The following is a 20,142-nucleotide window of genomic DNA, read 5'->3' as shown; positions in this document are numbered from 1 at the left end:
CGCGCTTGGCAATCTCCGGCGAAACTTTCGACGCTCGGCTACCGCGGGCGCGTCACGACTGCTTCTTCTTCTCGGCCCGCACCAGCCCGCCACCGATGATCAGGCGCTGGATCTCGCTGGTGCCTTCATAAAGCCGCATCAGCCGGACGTCGCGGTAGATCCGCTCGACCGGCACTTCGCGCATATACCCGGCCCCGCCGTGGACCTGTACCGCCAGATCGGCGGTCTTCCCGGCCATCTCCGTGCAGAACAGCTTCGCCGCCGACGGCGCGATCCGCCGGTCCTCCCCCGTCACGTACAACCGAGCCGCCTCGCGGGCCAGCGCGCGCCCGGCGAGGACGCCGGTCTGCTGGTCGGCGAGCATCGCCTGCACCAGCTGGAAATCCCCGATCGGCGTGCCGCCCTGCGTCGCGGTGGCGGCGTAGGCGACCGACTCGTCCAGCGCCCGCCGGGCCGCGCCGACGGCCAGCCCGGCCATATGGATCCGGCCGCGCGCCAGCGACGTCATCGCCGCCTGGTAGCCGACGTCGCCGTCTCCGCCGACCAGGGCATCCGGGCCCACGCGGACCTGCGAGAACGTGACGTCGGCGGTGCGCGAGCCCTCCTGGCCCATCTTGGCGTCCTTCGCGCCGACCGTGATGCCCGGCGTGTCGGCGGGGACCAGGAACACCGCGATCCCGGTGCCGGCTTCCGACGCCGGCTTCGTGCGGGCGAAGACCACGAACAGCCCGGCCTCGGTGGCGTTGGTGATGAACTGCTTGCCGCCGTCGATCACCCAGCCGTCGCCGTCCGGCTTCGCGCCGGTTCGCAGGCCCGCCGGGTTGGAGCCCGCGCCGGGCTCGGTGAGGGCGAACGACGCGACGACGTCACCCGAAGCGATGCCGGGCAGCCACCGCGCCCGCTGTTCCTCGGTCCCGAAGCCGACCAGGACCTGCCCGGCGATGCCGTTGTTCGTGCCGAACATCGACCGCAGCGCCAGCGACGTGTAGCCCAGCACCATCGCGACCTCGACGTCCTGGACCAGGTCCAGGCCCAGCCCGCCCCACTCCTGCGGGATCGCGTACCCGAACAACCCCATCTCGGCGGCCTGCCGGCGCAAGTCGCCGGGGATGGCGTCGGTGGTCATGATCTCCAGCTCGCGAGGCATGACGCGAGTGCGCACGAAGTCGTCGATCTGGCCGAGCACGTCCGCGAACACGTCGTCGGGGACGTCGGGGTTGCCGGTGTACATGGTTCCACTATCGAACGCGGATCGGGATCAGTCCACCGCGGCCCCGGCCGCGCGGAAGCGGGTCCGCAGCTCGCCGAGCCCGTCGACGCGGCTGGTGAGCACGTCGTCGGCGGTGAGGTAGCGCGGGGGCGTGCGGCGGTTGCCGACGCCGGCCGGGGTGCCGGTGAAGATCAGGTCGCCCGGCAGGAGCCGGCACACCGCCGAGAGCCGGGACACCAGTTCCGGGACGCCGAAGATCATGTCCGCGAGCGACGCCTTCTGCACCACTTCGTCGTTGAGCAGGCAGGTGATCGCGGCACCGGGGGCGAGCTCGGTGACCAGGTGCGGGCCCGTCGGGCCGAAGCCGGGGAACGACTTCGCCAGCGAGAACTGCGGCGGTTCGCCGAGCGACTGGAGCCGCCGCTCCGAGAGGTCCTGGCCGACCGTGTACCCGGCGACGTGGCCGAGTGCGGCCTCCTCACCGATCCGGTGCCCGCCCCGCCCGACCACCGCCACCAGCTCGACCTCCCAGTCGACCCGGTCGCCGGGCAGCTCGACCGTCTCTTGTGGACCCGCGACGCAGGTCGGGAACTTGGTGAACACCAGCGGGTCGGCCGGGGGCTCGAACCCGGCTTCGACCGCGTGCGGCGGGTAGTTGAGCGCCACCGCGAAGACCTGCCGGGGCCGCGGCACGGGCGGTCCCAGCCGCGCCGGGTCGTACGGGCTCGACGCCTCGGGCGCGGACCCGGCCCACTCGGTGAACGCCGCCCAGTTCTCCAGGACGTCCATCGGGTCCGGGCCGAAGCCGCCGGCGTCGAAGACGTCCAGGGCCCGGTCGCCGGTGATCAGCGCGGCGCGGCCGCCGAGGTTCGCCAGGCGCATCACGCACCACCGGCCGGGGGCGGCGTCCCGTAGGCGTCTTCCCACGACACGACCCGGTTGCGCAGCACACCGAGCTTCTCGATTTCGGCCTCGACCACGTCCCCGGGCTTCAGGTAGTGCGCGAACGGGTCGTCGGTGCTCGCGGCGACGCCGGCCACCGTGCCGGTCGTGATGAGGTCGCCCGCGCTGTAGACCTGCGGCGAGTGGTAGGCCACGAGCTCCGGGATCGACACGGACATCCGGCTCGTGTTCGACTTCTGCCGCACCTGGCCGTTCACCCGCAGCTCCATGTCCAGGTCGTGCGGGTCGCCGACCTCGTCGGCGGTGACGATGTACGGGCCGATCGGGCAGAACGTGTCGATGGCCTTGGAGAACGAGAACACCCCCGACTCCATCTCGCGCCGCTGGATGTCGCGGGCGGTGATGTCGTTGAACACGAGGTACCCGGCGATGTGCCCGGCCGCCTGCTCCGCGCCGAAGAACTTGCCGGGCTTCCCGATCACGACGGCCATTTCGAGCTCGTAGTCGAGTTCCCGGGTCAGGTGCGACGGGTACACGATCGGGTCGCCGGGACCGATGATCGCGTCGACGTTCTGGAAGAACACGATGCCCTTGTTGACCGGGTGCGACCAGTTGACCCGCGCGAGGTCGTCGTGGTGCTCGCGGAAGTTCCCCGCCGTGTGGAAGAACTTCTTCGGCACGATCGGCGCCCGCAGGCGCACCTCCGACGCGCGGAAGCGGCGCCCGGTCTCGGGCACGCTCCCGCCGCGTTCGAAGAACTCACGGGCCGAGGCGGTGTCGAGTTCCAGGACCAGGTCGTCGGCGAGGCGGCCGACCAGGCCGTCGTCGAAGGTCACGAGCTTCACGGGCGCTCCACGGGGACGGTGACTCGGAAGACGCGCAGCTGGAGGGCGAGCGTCGCGTAGTAGCCCACCAGCGTGGTCAGCTCGACGGCCACGCGGTTGCCAATGATTGGCACGGTCTCGGCGTAGGTCACGTCGTCGACGTCGCCGTCCAGCAGGGCGAGCACGAACCTCAGGGCCGTCGCTTCGACGTCGTCGAGGCCGTCGGGCAGGGTCAGCGCGGCGATCGCGGCGAGCTGGGCGTCCGTGACCCCGGCGGCGCGGGCGGCGGGGTCGTGCGCGTACCGCTCGAACGCGCAGTCCCACCGGGCCGCCACCGCGAGGATCGCCAGCTCCCGCACCCGGTCGCCGAGCGCCGTCTCGTACCGCACCGCCGCGCCCAGCCGCTGCAGCGCCTGCCCGGTCGGCGGCGCGAACAGCATCGCGTTGAACGGCCCGGTCAGCGCGCCCGCGGCGTCGGCGAGCGGGAACGGGCCGCCCGCCCGGGGACCGCCGACGATGGCTTCGCGGAGCACGCGCTGTTCGTCGTCCAGGTCGGCCGGAGTCAGCCCGGGCAGTCTCGTCATGCCCCGATCCCAGCAGCGCCGCCCCCGGGTGTGCGCCGGTCTGCCATTGAATGGAACAGCCGTTCTCGCGAACCGGATCTGCGCTTAGCGTCGCGGCCAGGTCGGGAGCAGGGAGCGGAAGTGGATTGGCTGGGTCTGCGGGGCAAGGGCGCGCTGGTCGCCGGCGCGGGCGGGATCGGCGGCGCGGCCGCCCTCGCACTCGCCGAAGCCGGGGCGGACGTGGTCGTCGCCGACCGCGACGCGCACCGGCTCGACGAACTGGGACTGCGTGCCCTCGAGGCCGACCTCACCGACGCCGAGGGCGCCCGGAACTGCATCACCCGCGCCGACGAGCTGCTGGGCGGGCTCGACATCTTCGTCCACGCGGTCGGCGTCAACGACCGGCGCCCGGTCCTCGAGACGCCGGACGACGTCTGGCGCCGGATCACCGCGGTCAACGTCGACAGCGCGTTTTGGACCGGCAAGGCGGCGGGCGAGCTGATGGTCGCCCGCGGCTACGGCCGGATCGTCTACCTCTCGTCGGTGTCCGGCCTGCTCGCCCATCCGCACCACGCGCCCTACGCGGCGAGCAAGGGCGCGGTCAACCAGCTCTGCCGGGTGATGGCCCGCGAGTGGGCGGCCTCGGGCGTCACGGTCAACGCCGTCGCGCCCGGCTACACCGAGACCGCGCTGACCCATGACCACCTCGAAAAGCCCGGTGTCCGCGACGGCCTCACCGCGCTCGTCCCGGCCGGGCGGCTGGGCACCACCGAAGACCTGACCGGCCCGATCCTGTTCCTCTGCTCCGGCCACGCCGCGTTCGTCACGGGCCACGTCCTGTACGCCGACGGCGGCCGCACCCTCGTCTGAAGGAGTCCTTCGTGCGTTTCACCGGCAAGACCGTCCTCGTCACCGGCGCCGGCACCGGGTTCGGTGCCGAGCTCGCCGTCCGGGCCGCGACCGAGGGTGCCGACGTCGCCGTGCACTACCGCGGCTCCCGCGCCGGCGCCGAGCGCACCGCCGCACGTGTCGAAGAGCTGGGCCGCAAGGCTTTCCTCGTCCAGGCCGACATCTCCGAGCACGCGCAGATCCGCCGGATGGCCGACGAGGTGTGGAGCCACTTCGGCCGGGTCGACGTCGCGGTCAACAACGTCGGCGACGTCGCCCGCGACCAGATGTCCTGGCGGGATCTCACCGAGGAGTCGGTCGACCACGTCCTCGCCGTCGACATCAAGGGCACGCTGCTGTGCACGCACGAGTTCGGCGACCGGATGCTCGCCCAGGGCGGCGGCGCGATCGTGAACATCGGCTCGACCGTCGTCGCGCGCGGCAGCGCCCGCGCCCCGCAGTACGCGGCGGCGAAGGCGGGGATCATCGGCCTGACCAAGTCCTACGCGCACGCCTTCGCGCCCACCGTCCGGGTGAACGTGTTCGCGCCCGGCTTCATCGAAACCGAAGCCACGCTCGGGCGTGAAGACTGGCGCACCGGCCGCGCCGAGAAGCTGCGCGACGCCACCCCGATGGGCCGCATCCCGAAGCCCGAGGAGCTCGCCGGGGCGGCGCTGTTCCTCGCCACCGAGGACGCCGGGCACATCACCGGCGGTTTCCTGGTCGCCGACGGCGGCTACACCATGCTCGGCGCATGATCTCGGCAAGGAGGACGGCGATGACACCCAGAATCGTGTTCACCGGCGGCCGCGTCTTCGACGGCAGCGGCTCCCCCGCGGTCCCCGGCGACGTCGTGGTCCGTGGTGACCGGATCGAGAGCGTCCGGCCCGGTGGCGGCACCGAGCTCGCGCCGGACGACCGGGTGGTCGACTGCCGCGGCGCCACCGTCATGCCCGGTCTGGTCGAGTCGCACTGCCACCTGACGTTCCCGTCCGCGGTCGGGCACCTCGATCCGTCGTTCAACCCGCCGGTCGACGTGAGCTTCTTCCGGCACATGCCGAGCCCGGACGAGCACCTCGCGATCGCCGAACGCAACGCCCGGATCCTGCTCGACCACGGGTTCACCAGCGCCTACTCCGCCGGCTCGCTCACGCCGGTGCCCACCGAGGTGCGGGTGCGCGACCGGATCGCCGCCGGCCTGGCCGCCGGGCCGCGGCTGCGGGCCGCGTCGTTCGAACGGGACAACAACCCGGTGCGGATGGGCCCGGGCGGGCCGGCACCGCAGGAGACGGGCCCGGCCGCCGTACGCGCGTTCATCCGGGACCAGGCCGAACTCGGCTTCGACAGCGTCAAGCTCCTCATGAGCAACGACGACGTCTTCTTCGAGGGCGGTTCGATGGTCACCCAGTACAGCGCCGAGGAGGCGGACGCGGCCGGCGAGCAGGCGCGCGAGTCCGGGGTGTGGCTCAACTGCCACGCCCAGGCGCCCGAGTCGATCAAGCTGGCGGTGCGGGCCGGGTTCCGCTCGATCTACCACTGCTCCTACGCCGACTCCGAAGCCATCGACCTGCTGGAAGCGCACAAGGACACGATCTTCCTCTCCCCCGCCGTCGGCATCATGTGGGCCAACGTCCACGAAGGCGCCGAGTTCGGCATCGACGCGGCGATGGCGGAGAAGATGGGCTCGGTGAAGTCCCTGGAGGCGATGCAGCAGTTGTATCCGGAGCTGCGCAAGCGCGGGCTGCGGGTCCTTCCGGGCGGCGACTACGGGTTCCCGAACAACCCCATCGGCCGCAACGCCCGCGACCTCGAGTTGTTCGTCCGGCTCTTCGGCTACTCCCCCGCCGAAGCGTTGCGGGCGACCACGTTCCACGGCGGGCAGGTGATGGACCTGCCGGTCGGGCTGCTCACCGAGGGCTACTTCGCGGACGTGCTCGTCGTCCGCGGCGACCCGGCTTCGGACGTCACGCTGCTGCAGGACCCGGCCAACCTCGAGGTGATCATGCAGGGCGGCCGGTTCCACCAGGCGGCCGCGTGATCTACCGCGAGGTGCCGGGGTTCCGGCCCGTGGAGCTCGACCTGACCTCGCCGGACGACGCGGTCGCGACGATCGTGTACCTGCACGGCGGCGGCTGGCGGCGCGGCTCGCGGCTCACGCCGCTGCCCGGCTTCGAGAAGCTGACCGATGAGCTGGCGGCCCAGGGGTTCCGGGTCGCCGCGGCCGACTATCGGCTGAGCGGAGAGGCGGTCTTCCCGGCGCCGCTGGACGACGTGCGGGCCGCGATCGAGTTCGTCCGGGACGAGCGCCCGCTGTTCGTCTGGGGCGAGTCGGCGGGTGCACACCTCGGTCTGCTGGCGGCGCTCACCAGGTCCGAAGTGGACGGTGTGGTGGCCTGGTTCCCCCCGACCGACCTGCTCGGCCTGCGCGGCGACGTTTCCCGCGAAGCGCTCCTGCTGGGCGCGAACCCGGAGGCGGTACCGGAACTCGCGCAAGAGGCCAGCCCGCTGACGCACGCCCACGCCGGCGCACCGCCGGTCCTGCTGATGCACGGCGAGGACGACGACCTGGTGCCCGCCGCGCAGAGCGTCCGGCTGGCCGAGGCCCTGCGAGCCGCGGGCGCGCCGGTGGAGCTGCACCTGGTGCCCGGCGCCCGGCACCGCTGGACGGGCGCCGATCCCGCGGCCGTGGTGGCCACGTCCGTCAAGTTCCTGCGGGCCGCTTTGTCCCGGTGAAGTGGCCGAGCGGGAACAGCGGGTCCGCGCTGCCACCCGGCCGGTCCTCCGGATGGGCCTCGACGGCGGCCATCGACGACGGCAGCTCGATCGGCAGCCGCCCCTCGGCGACGGCGTGACCGAACACGACGTCGAGGACCGCGTCGTCGGCCGCGCCGAAGTCGGCCAGCAGTGCCGTCGCGTGCTCGGCGAGTTCGGGCACCACCGCCGCCCGGTCGAGGAAGACGTCGACGACCGTCGGCACCGTGGCCATGAGCTCGAGCAGGTGCGCACGGCGTTCCGCCGGCAGGTCGAGACGCCCCTGGTGGAAGAACGCCTCCGGAAGGCGCGTCCTCGGCTCGTACGGCGCGGCGATCCGCACCAGCGCCGCGTCCGCTTCGGTCGGTGAATCCACAATGGACGCGTACCGTCCCGCGACCCCGCGGTCGATTCCTTCCACGTACAGCCGGATTTCCGGCTCCAGCGGCAGCGTTCCGGCGAGCAGCACCATCGACCGGCGTTGCGCGTCGGCCCCGGCGGCGGCGAAGTCGGCCCGGCCGACGGTGGCGACCGCGTGCGCCTCGTCGACGTACGGGTTTTCGAACAACCCCAGCCGGACCATCAGCGCCAGGACGCGCCCGGCCGACTCGTCGATCCGGGTCTCGGGCAGCCGGCCCGCTTCGACCAGGCCGACGACGGCTTCCGGGCACCACTCGCCGCCGAACTGGTCGACGCCCGCGTCGAGCAGCCGCAGCACGCGCCCGGCGACGTCGAGGTGCTCGGCGCCCCACGCCCGGGCGGGCCACACCGAGCCGTCCGGCAGCGTCGTGTCCGTGAGCAGCCCGAAGTCGGTGCACACCAGGCCGTCGAAGCCTTCGTCACGCCGCAGCTGCCCGGCGATCACCTCGCGGTCGAAGGCGAACCCGACGCCGTCGAGGCCCGGCACGCCGACCGGGCGGCCGTAGTACGGCATCACCGCGGCCGCCCCGGCCCGCAGCGCCGGGCGGAAGACTTCGCGGTGCTGCTCGTAGCGCCCGTCGGGGTACACCTGGTCCTTGCCGGACGCGAAGTGCGCGTCCTCGCCGCCGGCCTGCGGGCCGGCACCCGGCCAGTGCTTGACCATCGCCGCGACCGAACCGGGCCCCAAGTCGTTGTCCTGCAAGCCTTCGACGTACGCGGCGGCGAGGCGGGCGACCACGTCCGGGTCGGCGCCGAACGTGCCGGACGTGCGGCACCACCGCGGTTCGGTCGCCAGGTCGGCCATCGGGTGCAGCGCCAGCCGGATCCCGACCGCCGCGTACTCGGTCCGCACCACTTCGGCGAACGCGCGCACGGCGTCGGCGTCGGCCAGCGCGCCGAACCCGAGCGGCTCCGGCCAGCGGGAACAACCGCCCGAAGGCACCGACGTCAGCGGGTTCTCGTTCGCCGAGTGCCGAGGGTCCGACGAGACGAGCGCCGGGATGCCCAGCCGGCTCCCGGCCGCCATCCGCTGGACGTCGTTGTGCCAGCGGGAAAGGGGAGCCGCCGACACGGGCGCCATCAGGGACAGGCAGCGGACGTGCCGGTCCCGCACCACTTCCGTCGTCGGCGCGGTGGGCAACGGCCCGGCCGGCTCCTCGACGAAACCACCCTCGGCGGTGACCGCCACCGGGGCGTGGAAGAGCAGTCCGGCCTTCTCCGCCAAGGTCATCCGGCCGAGCAGGTCGCGGACGCGGTCGTCGGTGGGCCGCGCGGGATCCTGGTACGGGAACATGCGGCCGAGCATGACCGCCCGTCCGGGGCGGCGCCCCTCAGCGTGCCATCCAATGGCACGTCAGTGCGCGCCCAGCTCCCGCGAGATGCCGCGCGCCGCCGTCTGGACGGCCAGGCCGAGGTGCCGGGGCCGGGCGACCCGCTTGGGGACGAGCACGCCGAGGACGCCGGCCAGGACGTCACCGCGGCCGAAGATCGGCGCGGCGACCGACACGATCGCCACGGTCTCGTCCTGGCGGCGGAAGATCGCGAGCCGTTCCCGCCGGACCTCGGCCAGGGTGCGGCGCAGCTTCTCGGCGGGGATCAGCCGGTTGTCCGGCTCGCTGTAGACCGGCTTGGCCAGCAATTCCTCCTGCACCTCGCGCGGCGCGAACGCCAGCAGCGCCAGCCCGACGCCGGTGGAGTGCAGCGGCAGCCGGCCGCCGGTGCGGTAGTCGACCGGCGCGGCCTGGTGCCCGGAGAGCCGCTCGACCAGCAGGGCCTGCATGCCGTCGCGGACCGCCAGCTGGACGTGCTGGTGGGTGACCTCGGCGAGGTCGTTCATGAACGGGAGCGCGACCTGGCGCAGCCCGTGCCCGCGCGGGGCCAGCGTCGCCACCTCCAGCAGGCGCAGGCCGACGCAGAAGCGGCCGTGGTCGTCGCGCTCGAGGGCGCCCCACTCGCGTAGCCGGTTCGCCAGCCGCAGCGCCGAGCTGGGCGGCATCTCGCACCGCCGGCTCAGCTCCGCGAGCGAGAGCGCTCGGTGGTCGGCGTCGAACGCGGCCAGCAGGGCCAGCGCCCGGTCGACGACCGGCTCCCCGTGCGCCGGACGACGGCCTCGCCCCCTCGGCGTTCCATTGGTTGGCACAACCGGTGACCGTACCCGAAGCCGCTGGTCATCCTTCCCGGCAACCGTGCGAAAGGTGCCCGACGATGAGCGCTTCCCTCGAGTCCACCCCGGTCAGACCCGGCCCGGCCGTCCCCCGCCGCGGGTTCCTCGTCTTCCTCGGCCTCGCGGCGATCGGCGCGGCGATGGCGAACCTGGTCCCCGCCGTGCTGACCCTGTCCCTCAAGGCCACCGAGCTCGACGCCGCCCGCGCGACCACCACCGTCTCCGTGGTCACCGGCGTCGGCGCACTGGCCTCGCTGGTGGCGTTCCCGCTGCTCGGCCGGCTCAGCGACCGCACGACCAGCCGCCTCGGGCGGCGACGGCCGTTCCTCCTGCTGGGGGCCGTCCTGTTCGCGATCGGGGCGGTGATCATGCTCGCGGCCGCGAGCACACTGACGCTGACGCTGTCCGCGGTCGCGACGTTCACCGGGTTCAGTTCGGTGACCGTGGCCTGCACCGCGGTGCTGGCCGACCAGCTTCCGCCGCACCGGCGCGGGCCGGCGTCCGCCGTGCTCGGGCTGAGCCTGCCGCTGGGCGCCGTCCTCGGCCTGTTCGCCGCGCAGCTGGTCGCCCCCGCCCTCGCCGCGATGATCCTGCTGCCCGCCGGGGCGGCCATCGCGGGAACGCTGCTGTTGTTCGGGTTCCTCGCCGACCCGCCGATCCCGGAGCGCCCGCCGTTCGACGCGCGCGAGCTGCTGCGGACGTTCTGGGTGAACCCGCGCCGCCGTCCCGATTTCGCGTGGGCGTGGGCGAGCCGGCTGCTGGTGTTCCTCGGCGTCGCGGCGATCCAGGCGTACCAGACCTTCTACCTCATCCTGGTGCTGCACTTCGCGCCGGAGCGGGTGGCCGGCGCGGTGTTCGTGTCCACTTTGGTCCTGACCGCGGCGGCCGTCGTGTTCGCCCCGATCGCCGGCAAGCTGTCCGACCGCGTCCGCCGCCGCAAGCCGTTCGTGGTCGTGGCCGCGCTGATCTTCGCCGCCGGGCTGGTGCTGGCCGCGTTCGCCCACTCGTTCCCGGCGTTCCTGGTCGCGATCGGCGTCGTCGGCCTCGGCCAGGGCGTCTACCTGAGCGTGGACATCGCGCTCGTCACCCAGCTCGTGCCGGACCCGGACAACCCGGCGAAGGACCTCGGCCTGATGAACATCGCGAACACGCTGCCGAGCTCGCTGGTGCCTGCCGTCGCCCCGGCGGTTCTCGCGATCGGTGCGACGCCGGAAGCGCCTCAGAACTTCGCCGCGCTGTTCGTCCTCGGCGCGGCGGCGGGGCTTCTCGGCGCCGCCCTGATCCTGCCGATCCGCAAGGTCGCGTGATGCCCCTACTTCGTGCCGCTGACGTAGCGCAGGTCGCCCATGCGCAAGTCGTCGTCCTCCAGGGGCGGAAGACCGTGGGCGGCGAGCAGTTCCCCGGTGCCGGCCGCAGTCAGCGTCCAGCCGAGGCCGGTGAGGTAGGGCGCCGCTTCGTTGCGCTCGCCGAAGTACCGCAGCTTGGCCATGTCGGTGTCGAAACCGTGTTCGCGCCATAGTTCGGAGATGCCGTTCAGGCGTTCCTTCGTCTGGTTTTCGGCGCCCGGGCGCGAGTTCGGCCGGCTTTCGGTGGCCACCCGGCTTCCCGGCGCGCTCAGCGCCGTGACGGTGTCCAGCAGGCGATCCTGCGCCTCGGGCGGCAGGTAGCCCAACAGCCCTTCGGCGCTCCACGCCGTCGGCCGGGCCGGGTCGAACCCGGCGGAACGCAATGCGGCGACCCAATCGTCGCGCAGATCGACCGCGACCACCCTCCGGTCGGCGGTCGGCTCGGCGCCCAGCTCGGCCAGTGTGCGGGTCTTGAACTCGACGACCCGCGGCTGGTCGACCTCGTACACCACGGTCCCCGCCGGCCAGGGCAGCCGGTACGCGCGGGAATCCAGGCCCGAAGCCAGGATCACGACCTGGGTGACGCCCGCGCCCGTCGCCTCGAGGAAGAATTCGTCGTAGAAGAGGGTCCGCACCTTGGCGCCGTCGATCGCCGTCCGGTCGACCAGTTCGCCGGACGGCAGTTCACCGGTCGCCAGCCGGGTGAGGAGATCGATGCCGACCGCCCGGACGAGCGGTGCGGCGAACGGGTCGTCGACGAGCCGGCGGTCCGTGCGGGTCGCGATCGCCCGGGCCATCGCGGCCATGGTCGCGGTCGCGCCGACACTGGACGCCAGGTCCCAGTCGTCGCCGTGCTGCCTGGTCGAAGTCATCAGCGGACCGTAACGGAGGCTCCCGGCCGCCTGGCTAAAGTGAGAGCGGTGACCGCTCGTTTGCCTCGCGACCGCGTCCTCGACGCGGCGCGCGCCGTGTTCGTCACCGAGGGCCTGGCGGTGCCGGTCCGGGAGATCGCCCGGCGCGCCGAAGTCGGGCCCGCGACGGTCTACCGCCATTTCCCGACCAAGGAGACGCTCGTCGCCGCGGCGTTCACCGAGCAGGTGTTCGCGTGGCGAGCCGCGCTGGCCGGCGGACTCGCCGACCCCGATCCCTGGCGCGGCTTTCGCGTCGCGGTCGGGAAGCTCTGCGAGCTGCAAGCACGCGACCACGGCTTCACGACGGCCGTCAAGTCCGCCTTCCCGCGCGCGCTGGACCTGGCCGCGATGCGCACCACCTCGCTGGCCCAGGCGGCCCGGCTGATCCACCGCGCCCAGGAGTCCGGCCACCTGCGCCCCGACGTCGGCCTGGCCGACCTGAACCTCGTGCTCATGGCCGGCACCGGCCTCGACGCGGGGACCCCCGCCGCCCGGATCGCGGCCTCCCGGCGGTTCGCCGCGCTCCTGCTCCCGGCGTTCCGATCGGTCTGAGTCTCACCCGTCGGCGAGGCGCTGGATCACCGCGCTCAGCCAGGCCTCGAGCTCTGCGGGGTCGCCGAGCTCGGACCGCAGCACCCGGCGGCGGGTCGAGACCCCGAGCACGAAGGCGTCGATCGCGGCGGCTCGGTTACGCGCCTCCGCGTCGTCCAGGCCGCCGTCGCGCAGGTAGCGGTGCAACGGCTCCAGCGAGTTCGTGTCGAGAAAAGCGGCCAGCGCCTCCGCCGCCTCCGGGCGCTCGCCCGACGCGCGTTGCAGCACCAGCAGCGGATCCTCCCCCGACTCGCCGGACCAGCGCCGGACGATGCTCGCCGCGAGCCGCGAACCCAGCTCGGCGCGGTCGCCGTCGAAGGAATTTTCGACCGGGATCCCGACCCGGGTCGCCGCCAGGAAGAGGCCCTCCTTGCCGCCGAAGTAGCGCGTGATCAGGTTGGGCGACACGCCGGCCGCGTCGGCCACGCCTTTGACGGTGATCGCCGTGTAGCCGTGCCGGGCGAACTGGCTCCGAGCCTGTTCGAGGATTCGCTGCCGGGTGGCCGCCGCGTCGCGCGAAGTCATGTGTACGAGCATACACATCATGTGTATCGTCGTACACATGATGGACGAACTGCGGGAACGACTCCGGCGGACCCGGCGGGTCACGATCCCCTGGAGCGCCGACGAGACACGCGGCATCACCGCCAGCCGGCTCGACGAGCTGCTCGAACGCTGGGCGGGCGGGTACGACTGGGATGTGCACGAGCGCCGCGTCCGCGAGCTCCCCTGGGTCACGGTGCGTGGCCTGCACCTGATCCACCAGCGGGCCGCGGATCCCGCCGCCCCGGTCGTCGTGCTGCTGCACGGCTGGCCGGACTCGGTCCTGCGGTTCGAACGCGTCCTGCCGCTGCTCACCGGCGTGCACGTGGTGGTCCCCGCGCTGCCGGGCTTCCCGTTCGCGGCCCCGCTCACCACCCCCGGCGTGTCCGCCGGCCGGATCGCCGAACTCGTCGCGGACGCCCTCGCCGAACTCGGGTACCGGCGGTACACGCTGTCGGGCGGCGACGTCGGCGGCACCGTCGCGGAGGTCTTGGCGGGCAACCACCCGGACCGGGTGACGGCCCTGCACCTCACGAACGTCGCGCCGCAGCGCGCGCTCACGGCGGACCCGGCGACGCTCGCCCCCGACGCGGTCGCCTACCTAGGCCGGGCGGCACGGTGGTTCCGGAGCGAAGGCGGCTACATCGCCGAGCAGTCCACGCGGCCGAACACGCTCGCCGTCGCTCTCGGCGACTCCCCCGCCGGCCTCGCGGCGTGGATCGTCGAGAAGCTCGAGTCCTGGTCGGGCAAGTCGGCCTTCACCCCGGACGAGCTGCTCACCTGGGTCACCGCCTACTGGGCCACCGGCACGATCGGCACGTCGTTCACGACGTACACCGAACCGGTCACCCTCCCGGACCGGATCGAGACACCGACCGTGCTGTCGGTGTTCCCGCAGGACATCAAACCGGAACCGCGGAGCTACGCCGAAGCGTTCCTGAACGTCCGCGAATACCGGGAACACTCCGCCGGCGGCCACTTCGCGGCCTGGGAACAGCCCGAGGCCTACGCACGCGACGTGCTCCGCGCCGTCGAGCTGAGCGGCTAGTACCGGGCGGCGATCGCGGACGCCCGGTCGCGCAGGGCGGTGCGCAAAGACTGGGGCGCCAAGGCTTCCGCGTCCATGCCGAGCTGCCACAGCGCCCACTCGGCGTGCCACGCGTCCTGGTACGTCGCCTCCCACCGCAGCCAACCGTCGGCATCGGGTTCTGCCGCGCGGACCGCCACGGCCGTGCTCAGCCCGCTCGGCCGGTTCGGGCCGCTCCTCGGCGGCCGGCACCCGCGACAGCCGGTAGGTGCGGTCCGCGCCGGATCTCGTGGCCGGCAGGGAGGTCCGGTCGCGGACCGTGACCAGGCCGATCGGGTCCACGTGCGCCGGCGCGGCTCCTGATCCGTCGCCGCGTAGTGGAGGCGCAGCTTGCGCCCGGCCGGCACCGCGCGCCGGATCTCGCTCATCACCGGGCCGGGCACCTCCTCGCGCACCGGACGGCGGGAAAGCAGGTCGGTCGGCGGCTCGGAGCTTGGACAACTTCGAGGCGGTGCTCGGCGAAGCCGGGATGTCGCTGGCGAACCTCGTCCGGCTCGACGTCTACACCACCGACGTCGACGGGCTCTTCCCGCACTACGGCGTGCTGGCGGCGCGGCTGGGCGCCGCCGGGGTGGCCCCGGCGACCACGATGCTCGGAGTGACCCGGCTGGCGATCCCCGGCCAGCTGGTCGAGCCGGAAGGGACCGCTGTCTCGTAACGACGTATCGCTGGCCGGAACGGTTTACCCGGAACAATAGCCCAAAGTGCTATGATCCGAGCCGGACCGTTCCTGTCAGCGAAACGAACCGAGGACCACGAGCTTGGCCGTCAACAGTACCGCCGGGCGCAAGCCCGGCGCCCCGTCGGACAACGCCGGCACCGAGGCCGCCGCCCGGGTGGCCGACGTGCTGCTCCTCTTCACCGGTGGCCCCCGGTACCTGGGCGTCAGCTCGATCAGCCGGGAACTCGACCTGTCGAAGGCGGTCGTCTACCGGATCCTGCAGTCGCTCGTCTCGCGCGAGATGCTGGCCACGGACCCCGGGGTCGCCGGCTACCGGCTCGGTCCCGCGGCCGTCGCGCTCGGGGCGAGCGCCCTGCGCCGGTTCGACGCCCGCGTCGCCGCCACCCCCGTCCTGCGGCGGCTGCGGGACGAAACCGGGGAGACCACCACCCTCTCCGGTCTGGTCGGCGACGAACGGGTGTACCTCGACCAGTTCGAGAGCCCGCGCGAGATCAAGATGACCGTGGAGATCGGCCGCCGGTTCCCGCTGCACGCCGGCTCCTCGGGCAAGGTGATCCTCGCGTCGCTGCCCGAGGAGCGCCGGGAAGCGGTGCTGCACCGGCAACTCCCCGCGCTGACCGAGCACACGATCACCACCGCCGAGCGGCTGCGGGTGGCCCTCGCCGAGGTGACCCGCGACGGCGTCGCCGTCTCGCTCGGGGAACGGCAGCCCGGCGCGGGTTCCGTCGCCGCTCCTCTCTTCGGACCGGACGGCGAGGTGCACGGCTCGGTCAGCATCTGCGGCCCGCAGTACCGCTTCACCCCCGACGCCGTCGGCCGCTACCGCGATCTCGTCCGCGAGGCCGCGGCCGAGATCCGGCAGAGCTGGGCGTGGCTGCAGGAGTCCGGCGGCCGGTAGCGCCCCGGCCTTTCACTTGCCGCGCTTGAGGTAGCGGCCCACCGGGTCGCCGGCGATCTTGCCGTCGGCGAAGACGTGGTGGCCGCGCACGAACGTGTCGGTCACCTTCGCCGTCATGTCGAAGCCCTCGAACGGTGTGTACTCCTGCGTCGACTCGGACTCCGCCGCGCGCACGGTCCAGCGGACGTCCGGGTCGACCAGCGCGAAGTCGGCGTCGAAGCCCTCGGCGATCGTGCCCTTCTTCAGCAGGCCGTACCGGCGAGCGGGGTTCTGCGACGTCAGCTGCGCGATCCGCTGCAGCGAGAGCCCGCGCTTCACCCCCTCGCCGACGAGCCCCGGCAGCAGGTACTCGGCGCCGCCGAAGCCGGACTTCGCCAGGAACACGTCGTCGCGGTCCGCACCGAACTTCAGCTCGTCGCGGCAGCACGCGTGGTCGCTGACCACCCAGTCGACGTCGCCGGCGAGCACGTGCCGCCACAGCGCCTCGACGTCGTCGCGCTCGCGCAGCGGCGGGTTGACCTTGCCGCCGATGCCCGACGCCGTATCGACGTCGGCCAGCAGGTGCCCGATCGTCACCTCGCGCCGGAAGTCGATGTGCGGGAACGCCTTCCCCATCGTCAGCGCGGCGGACAGCGCCTTCTCCGACGACAGGTGCAGCAGGTTGATGTTGGGCAGCCCGGTCTCGTGCGCCAGGTAGGACGCGATGGTGACGGCGAGGCCTTCGGAGTGCGGCGGCCGCGACGCGCTGTAGGCCCGCAGGCCGGACAGCGAGCCGTCCTGCTCGACCAGCTTCGTGTACGCGGTCATGATCTCCGCCGTCTCGCAGTGCAACGAGAGCGACAGGTGCGGCGCGTACTCGGTCAGCACCTCGCGTGCCTGCTGGACCCCGCGCATGACGAACTCGAAGTGCGCGATGTCGTACCGCTCGTCCGGCGGGATCATCAGGAAGTCGCTCTGGCTGGTCGAGCGCCCGTGCAGCCCGTGGCTGCCGTAGAACATGAAGATCTTGAACGACGTGACGCCGAATTCCTCGACCAGGTAAGGGATCTCGGAGATGTGCTGCGAGCTCATCGGCGCGAGGTGGAAAGCGTAGTCGACGTAGGCATTGCCCTCGGACGCGCTCAGCACCTCGGGGAAGAAGTCGCGGTAGCTGCCGCCCTTGTTCAGGTAGTACTGGCCGGTGCGCATGTACGTCAGCGACGTCGTGACGCCGCCCTGCGCGCTCGCGCGGCTCTCGGTGCGGGTGTCGGTGGCGAGCTCGTTGTAGATGCCCCAGTGCTGGTGCGCGTCGACCACGCCGGGGAAGGCCAGCAACCCGCGGCCGTCGACGACCTGCGCAGTGTCGTCCGTGGGCAGGTTCTGCGCCACGCGCGTGATGGTGCCGTCGTTGACGGCGATGTCCAGCAGTTCGGGCTCGGAGCCGTCGGCGTCGTCGGGGCGGACGACCCGGACGTTCTTCACGAGCAGTTCCGTCGTTGCCATGCTTCTCCTCAGCTTGCGGTGGTCAGGGAACGGCGCCGGGCGACGTCGCCGGCGGCCAGGTAGGCGAGCCCGAAGGCGGGCAGGAGGCCGTTGCCGGGCAGGTAGCCGGCGGCGCCGTGGCCGGAGATGCTCGCCGCGGCGCCACCCGCGGCGTAGAGCCCCGGAATTGGCCGGTCGTCGTGGTCGACGACGGCGGCGTGCTCGTCGACCAGCAGCCCGCCCTGGGTGTGGAAGAGGGCGGGCACCACACGCACCGCGGCGAAGCGGCCGGCCAGCGGACGCTCCCAGTGGGTACGGCCGTGCTCGTCGTCACGCTCTCCGCGCGCGATCGCTTCTGCGGTGGCGAGTTCCGCTTCCAGGGCGTCCGGGGGCAGGCCGGTCGCCTTCGCGAGCCCGGCAGCGTCGTCGGCCCAGACCAACGCGCCCGCGGACACCACGTCCCGGAAGTCCTGGAACGGCTGGCACTGCTCGAAGATCGTCTCGTCGAGGACGATCCAGCCGGTCGAGCCGGGCCGCGCGGCCAGCTCGGCGGCGTACTCGGAATAGCCGCGGGTCTCGTTGCCGAAGCGGCGGCCTCCCGTGTCGACGAGGACCGCGCCGTGGATGATCGTCGCCCAGCCGACGAGCGTGCCCGCGCTCGCGGACACCGCGCCGTGGCCCTGGTAGGCGTCGAGGAACCCGGTGGCGGCGCCCAGCTTCTCGCCGATGCGCAGCGCGTCGCCGAGCGACTGGTCGCTGCCCTGGTAGAGCGACCCGGAGATCTCCGGCAGGTGCTTCGCAACCAGGTCGGCGTCGGCGCCGAAGCCGTTGGTGGCCAGCAGGACCGCCCGGGTCGGGATCTCCTCCTCCGTGCCGTCTGGGTAGCGGACGACGACCGCCCGGACACCGTCCACATCGGACAGGACGTCGACCAGGCGCGCCGGGGCGAGCAGCTCGATGTTCTCGTGTTCGGTCACGCGCCGGGCGAGGTGGTCGACGACGCCGGAGCCGTGCCGGCCCGGGATCGTGTGACAGCGGGGCACGGCGTGGCCGGGGTAGTTGAAGTCGGTCACGAGCGACAGCGGCAGCCCGACGGAGTCCGCGAGCCACTCGACCAGCGACGCGCTCACCTCGGCCAGGGTGCGGGCCAGCCGCGGGTCGGCCTGCCCGTGGGTCTTGGCCATGATGTCGGCGACGAACCGCTCGGGCGAGTCGTCGACACCCGCGTCGGTCTGCCAGCGGGAGCCGGCGCCGGGGAACATCGCCGTCGACATCGAGGTGTTGTTTCCGCGGCGGAAGTGTTCGCTCGCCTCGACGACCAGGACGTTCAGGCCGAGTTCGGCGGCACGCAGGGCACCCGCGAGCCCGCCGCCCGCGCCGGCGACGACGAGGTCCGGTCCGTCGGTCACCGCTCCTCCACGGCCAGCAGCCGCATCGCCAGCTCCGTCGGGTCGACGATGCGGGCGGGCAGGTCGGCGGGTTCGACGTCGACGGCCGAACAGCCGTTGATCACCGCCGTGGCGCCCGAGGAAGCCAGCTCGCCGACGGCCGTGCCGAGCGCGGCGTTCCACGTCTCCGTCTCGGCGATCGCGGAGAACGGCAGGTCCAGCACGCGGACGCCGACGAAGTACTCGGTCAGCCGGTAGGCGGCGATGCGCTTGGCGAACTCCTCGGCGATCGCGTCGTTGCGCACGACCGCGCCGAACCGGACGCCCTTCGCGGCGAGGTAGGTCGCCGACAGCTTGAGCAGGCCGTGCACCGGCAGCGCCGGCTCCGCGACGGCGTCGGGGACGGCCGGGTCCAGCACGCAGTCCGGGAAGGCCAGGTCCCAGCCGTCACCGGCGGCCGCGAGCACGGCGGCGACCTCACGCTCGGACGCGCGCACGGACTCGCCGGTGTCCAAAGTGGCCGGCGCGGCCGGGCCGACGTCCCGCAGCTCGATGGTCAGGCCGGGCGGGGCGAGCCGGTCGTAGCGCTCCTGCCGCCGCCGGATCTCCTCGGGCGGCAGGTGGATGGGCGTCACCGCGAGGGCACGCATCAGTTCGGCTCCTTCTCTCCGGTTCCGGCCAGCCCGCGCAGCGCCGCGCCGACGCGGGGCAGGCCGGGCAGGTCGTGGCCCAGCGCGGCGGCGCGCGCCACAACCTGCGCGGGCAGCCACTTCCCGAGCAGGCCGACCAGGTCGGGCTCGGTCAGCGGGTGGTGGTCGGCGTCGCCGACCGGGTTGGGCACTTCGCGGGTCAGCGACGTGCCGTCGTCGAACGCGACGGTGACGCGGGCGGCCCGCTCGTCCGGGAGACGCGCGGTGAGGTCCGCGGCTTCGACGAGCCGCACCCGGCTCGCCAGCGCCCGCACGTTCGCGTCGCAGAGCGGGCTCTCCGGCCCGACCTCGCCGGCCAGCGCGGCGGTCGCCACGACGAACGGCGTCGAGAACATCGCCGAGAGCCGGTTCGACCAGTCCACATCGGCCAGTCCGGCGCCCAGGACGTGGGTCTCCACCAGGATGTGCGTGATGCCCTCGGCCCGGAACCCGGGCCGCGAGCGCAGGTCGAGCACGGCGTCCGCGGCCGGGTGGGTGAACGAGCACGACGCGTGCCGCTTGAAGTAGCCACGCGTGATGTCCCACCGGGTGCCCAGCTCCGCGGTCAGCTCCCCCGCGTCGAACTCGCCGAGCACGGTGCCGAGCGAGAGCGCGGCCGTGCCGGTGGTGCGGGCCATCCCGGCGGCCGCCATCCGGGCGGCGGCGAGCCCGGACGTCGCCGAGGCGCCCAGCCACGCGTTGCGCACCGGGTTGCCCTGGGTCGCCGAGTCGAAGTGCCCGGCGATGCCCATTCCGGCGGCGGTGTCGATGGCGGCCGCGGCCGCGCCGGGCGGGAGGCCGAGCAGCCGGGCACACCCGGCCG

The 20,142-nt window shown here is 73.0% G+C and carries 20 protein-coding genes and 2 pseudogenes; 9 read left to right on the top strand and 13 right to left on the bottom strand.

Features of this window, described 5'->3' with window-relative positions:
• Nucleotides 1-52 precede the first annotated feature (52 nt).
• Genes AB0N03_RS35345 through AB0N03_RS35330 form a run of 4 tightly spaced genes read right to left on the bottom strand, consistent with a single transcriptional unit; the run spans nucleotide 53 to nucleotide 3,521 of the window.
• The gene (locus AB0N03_RS35345; RefSeq protein ID WP_364381138.1) at nucleotides 53-1,231 is read right to left on the bottom strand and encodes an acyl-CoA dehydrogenase family protein; all 1,179 of its coding nucleotides are present in this window, start codon (nucleotides 1,229-1,231) and stop codon (nucleotides 53-55) included.
• 27 nt (nucleotides 1,232-1,258) lie between these two features.
• A complete protein-coding gene (locus AB0N03_RS35340; RefSeq protein ID WP_364381135.1) occupies nucleotides 1,259-2,092 on the bottom strand; it encodes a fumarylacetoacetate hydrolase family protein in 834 nt (277 codons plus the stop codon).
• Nucleotides 2,092-2,958 carry a fumarylacetoacetate hydrolase family protein gene (locus tag AB0N03_RS35335; RefSeq protein WP_364381132.1) on the bottom strand — a complete coding sequence of 289 codons (867 nt, stop codon included), beginning with the start codon at nucleotides 2,956-2,958 and terminating at the stop codon, nucleotides 2,092-2,094. The genes AB0N03_RS35340 and AB0N03_RS35335 overlap by 1 nt, the downstream gene beginning before the upstream one ends.
• Nucleotides 2,955-3,521 (bottom strand): carboxymuconolactone decarboxylase family protein, encoded by a 567-nt coding sequence (locus AB0N03_RS35330; protein WP_364381130.1) that lies wholly within the window; start codon nucleotides 3,519-3,521, stop codon nucleotides 2,955-2,957. The genes AB0N03_RS35335 and AB0N03_RS35330 overlap by 4 nt, the downstream gene beginning before the upstream one ends.
• Nucleotides 3,522-3,641: 120 nt before the next feature.
• On the opposite strand from AB0N03_RS35330, the gene AB0N03_RS35325 reads away from it, so the two are divergent.
• Genes AB0N03_RS35325 through AB0N03_RS35310 form a run of 4 tightly spaced genes read left to right on the top strand, consistent with a single transcriptional unit; the run spans nucleotide 3,642 to nucleotide 7,121 of the window.
• Entirely contained in the window at nucleotides 3,642-4,370 is a 729-nt protein-coding gene (locus AB0N03_RS35325; protein WP_364381128.1) for an SDR family oxidoreductase, read from the top strand.
• 11 nt (nucleotides 4,371-4,381) lie between these two features.
• Entirely contained in the window at nucleotides 4,382-5,146 is a 765-nt protein-coding gene (locus AB0N03_RS35320; RefSeq protein ID WP_364381125.1) for an SDR family oxidoreductase, read from the top strand.
• 20 nt (nucleotides 5,147-5,166) lie between these two features.
• Complete coding sequence (locus tag AB0N03_RS35315) at nucleotides 5,167-6,426, top strand: amidohydrolase family protein (protein WP_364381122.1); 1,260 nt, start codon at nucleotides 5,167-5,169, stop codon at nucleotides 6,424-6,426.
• Nucleotides 6,423-7,121 carry an alpha/beta hydrolase fold domain-containing protein gene (locus AB0N03_RS35310; RefSeq protein ID WP_364381119.1) on the top strand — a complete coding sequence of 233 codons (699 nt, stop codon included), beginning with the start codon at nucleotides 6,423-6,425 and terminating at the stop codon, nucleotides 7,119-7,121. The genes AB0N03_RS35315 and AB0N03_RS35310 overlap by 4 nt, the downstream gene beginning before the upstream one ends.
• On the opposite strand, the gene AB0N03_RS35305 is transcribed toward AB0N03_RS35310, so the two are convergent.
• On the bottom strand, nucleotides 7,090-8,853 hold the full coding sequence (locus AB0N03_RS35305; protein WP_364381116.1) for a glycoside hydrolase family 3 N-terminal domain-containing protein: 1,764 nt from the start codon (nucleotides 8,851-8,853) through the stop codon (nucleotides 7,090-7,092). The two genes, AB0N03_RS35310 and AB0N03_RS35305, sit on opposite strands and share 32 nt — an antisense overlap.
• A gap of 60 nt (nucleotides 8,854-8,913) precedes the next feature.
• Nucleotides 8,914-9,699, bottom strand: a complete 786-nt coding sequence (locus tag AB0N03_RS35300) for an IclR family transcriptional regulator (protein ID WP_364381113.1) — start codon at nucleotides 9,697-9,699, stop codon at nucleotides 8,914-8,916.
• Nucleotides 9,700-9,764: 65 nt separating this feature from the next.
• On the opposite strand from AB0N03_RS35300, the gene AB0N03_RS35295 reads away from it, so the two are divergent.
• Entirely contained in the window at nucleotides 9,765-11,030 is a 1,266-nt protein-coding gene (locus AB0N03_RS35295) for an MFS transporter (RefSeq protein WP_364381111.1), read from the top strand.
• 5 nt (nucleotides 11,031-11,035) lie between these two features.
• On the opposite strand, the gene AB0N03_RS35290 is transcribed toward AB0N03_RS35295, so the two are convergent.
• Complete coding sequence (locus tag AB0N03_RS35290) at nucleotides 11,036-11,941, bottom strand: class I SAM-dependent methyltransferase (protein ID WP_364381108.1); 906 nt, start codon at nucleotides 11,939-11,941, stop codon at nucleotides 11,036-11,038.
• Nucleotides 11,942-11,989: 48 nt separating this feature from the next.
• On the opposite strand from AB0N03_RS35290, the gene AB0N03_RS35285 reads away from it, so the two are divergent.
• Nucleotides 11,990-12,532, top strand: a complete 543-nt coding sequence (locus tag AB0N03_RS35285) for a helix-turn-helix domain-containing protein (protein WP_364381105.1) — start codon at nucleotides 11,990-11,992, stop codon at nucleotides 12,530-12,532.
• Between the two features lie 3 nt (nucleotides 12,533-12,535).
• Here AB0N03_RS35285 and AB0N03_RS35280 read toward each other — a convergent pair whose 3' ends face one another.
• Nucleotides 12,536-13,096, bottom strand: a complete 561-nt coding sequence (locus AB0N03_RS35280) for a TetR family transcriptional regulator (RefSeq protein WP_364381102.1) — start codon at nucleotides 13,094-13,096, stop codon at nucleotides 12,536-12,538.
• 37 nt (nucleotides 13,097-13,133) lie between these two features.
• Here AB0N03_RS35280 and AB0N03_RS35275 point away from each other — a divergent pair, with 37 nt between their 5' ends.
• Nucleotides 13,134-14,162: an epoxide hydrolase family protein gene (locus AB0N03_RS35275; protein WP_364381099.1), complete on the top strand. Its 1,029-nt coding sequence runs from the start codon at nucleotides 13,134-13,136 to the stop codon at nucleotides 14,160-14,162.
• On the opposite strand, the pseudogene AB0N03_RS35270 reads toward AB0N03_RS35275, so the two are convergent.
• Nucleotides 14,159-14,629 (bottom strand): annotated as a pseudogene (locus AB0N03_RS35270) (WYL domain-containing protein); the annotation flags it as partial. The gene AB0N03_RS35275 and the pseudogene AB0N03_RS35270 sit on opposite strands and share 4 nt — an antisense overlap.
• A gap of 2 nt (nucleotides 14,630-14,631) precedes the next feature.
• Between AB0N03_RS35270 and AB0N03_RS35265 the strand changes: the two are divergent.
• Nucleotides 14,632-14,859, top strand: a pseudogene (locus AB0N03_RS35265) (Rid family hydrolase); the annotation flags it as partial.
• A 103-nt stretch (nucleotides 14,860-14,962) separates the two neighbouring features.
• Nucleotides 14,963-15,781, top strand: coding sequence for an IclR family transcriptional regulator (locus AB0N03_RS35260; protein WP_364381096.1), 819 nt, complete (start codon nucleotides 14,963-14,965; stop codon nucleotides 15,779-15,781).
• Between the two features lie 12 nt (nucleotides 15,782-15,793).
• On the opposite strand, the gene AB0N03_RS35255 is transcribed toward AB0N03_RS35260, so the two are convergent.
• From AB0N03_RS35255 to AB0N03_RS35240, 4 genes are all read right to left on the bottom strand, one after another.
• Nucleotides 15,794-17,263, bottom strand: coding sequence for a dihydroorotase family protein (locus AB0N03_RS35255; RefSeq protein ID WP_364381094.1), 1,470 nt, complete (start codon nucleotides 17,261-17,263; stop codon nucleotides 15,794-15,796).
• Nucleotides 17,264-17,271: 8 nt separating this feature from the next.
• Complete coding sequence (locus AB0N03_RS35250; protein WP_364381091.1) at nucleotides 17,272-18,651, bottom strand: FAD-binding protein; 1,380 nt, start codon at nucleotides 18,649-18,651, stop codon at nucleotides 17,272-17,274.
• On the bottom strand, nucleotides 18,648-19,280 hold the full coding sequence (locus tag AB0N03_RS35245; protein ID WP_364381088.1) for an aspartate/glutamate racemase family protein: 633 nt from the start codon (nucleotides 19,278-19,280) through the stop codon (nucleotides 18,648-18,650). The genes AB0N03_RS35250 and AB0N03_RS35245 overlap by 4 nt, the downstream gene beginning before the upstream one ends.
• A partial coding sequence (locus AB0N03_RS35240; RefSeq protein WP_364381085.1) for a 2-methylcitrate dehydratase occupies nucleotides 19,280-20,142 on the bottom strand: 863 nt, incomplete at its 5' end. The genes AB0N03_RS35240 and AB0N03_RS35245, both read right to left, overlap by 1 nt.

It is taken from the genome of Amycolatopsis sp. NPDC051061, assembly GCF_040682935.1.
Taxonomy (GTDB): Bacteria; Actinomycetota; Actinomycetes; order Mycobacteriales; family Pseudonocardiaceae; genus Amycolatopsis.
The sequence above is the reverse complement of the archived record's forward strand: the minus strand, read 5'-3'. Positions and strand labels throughout refer to the sequence as shown.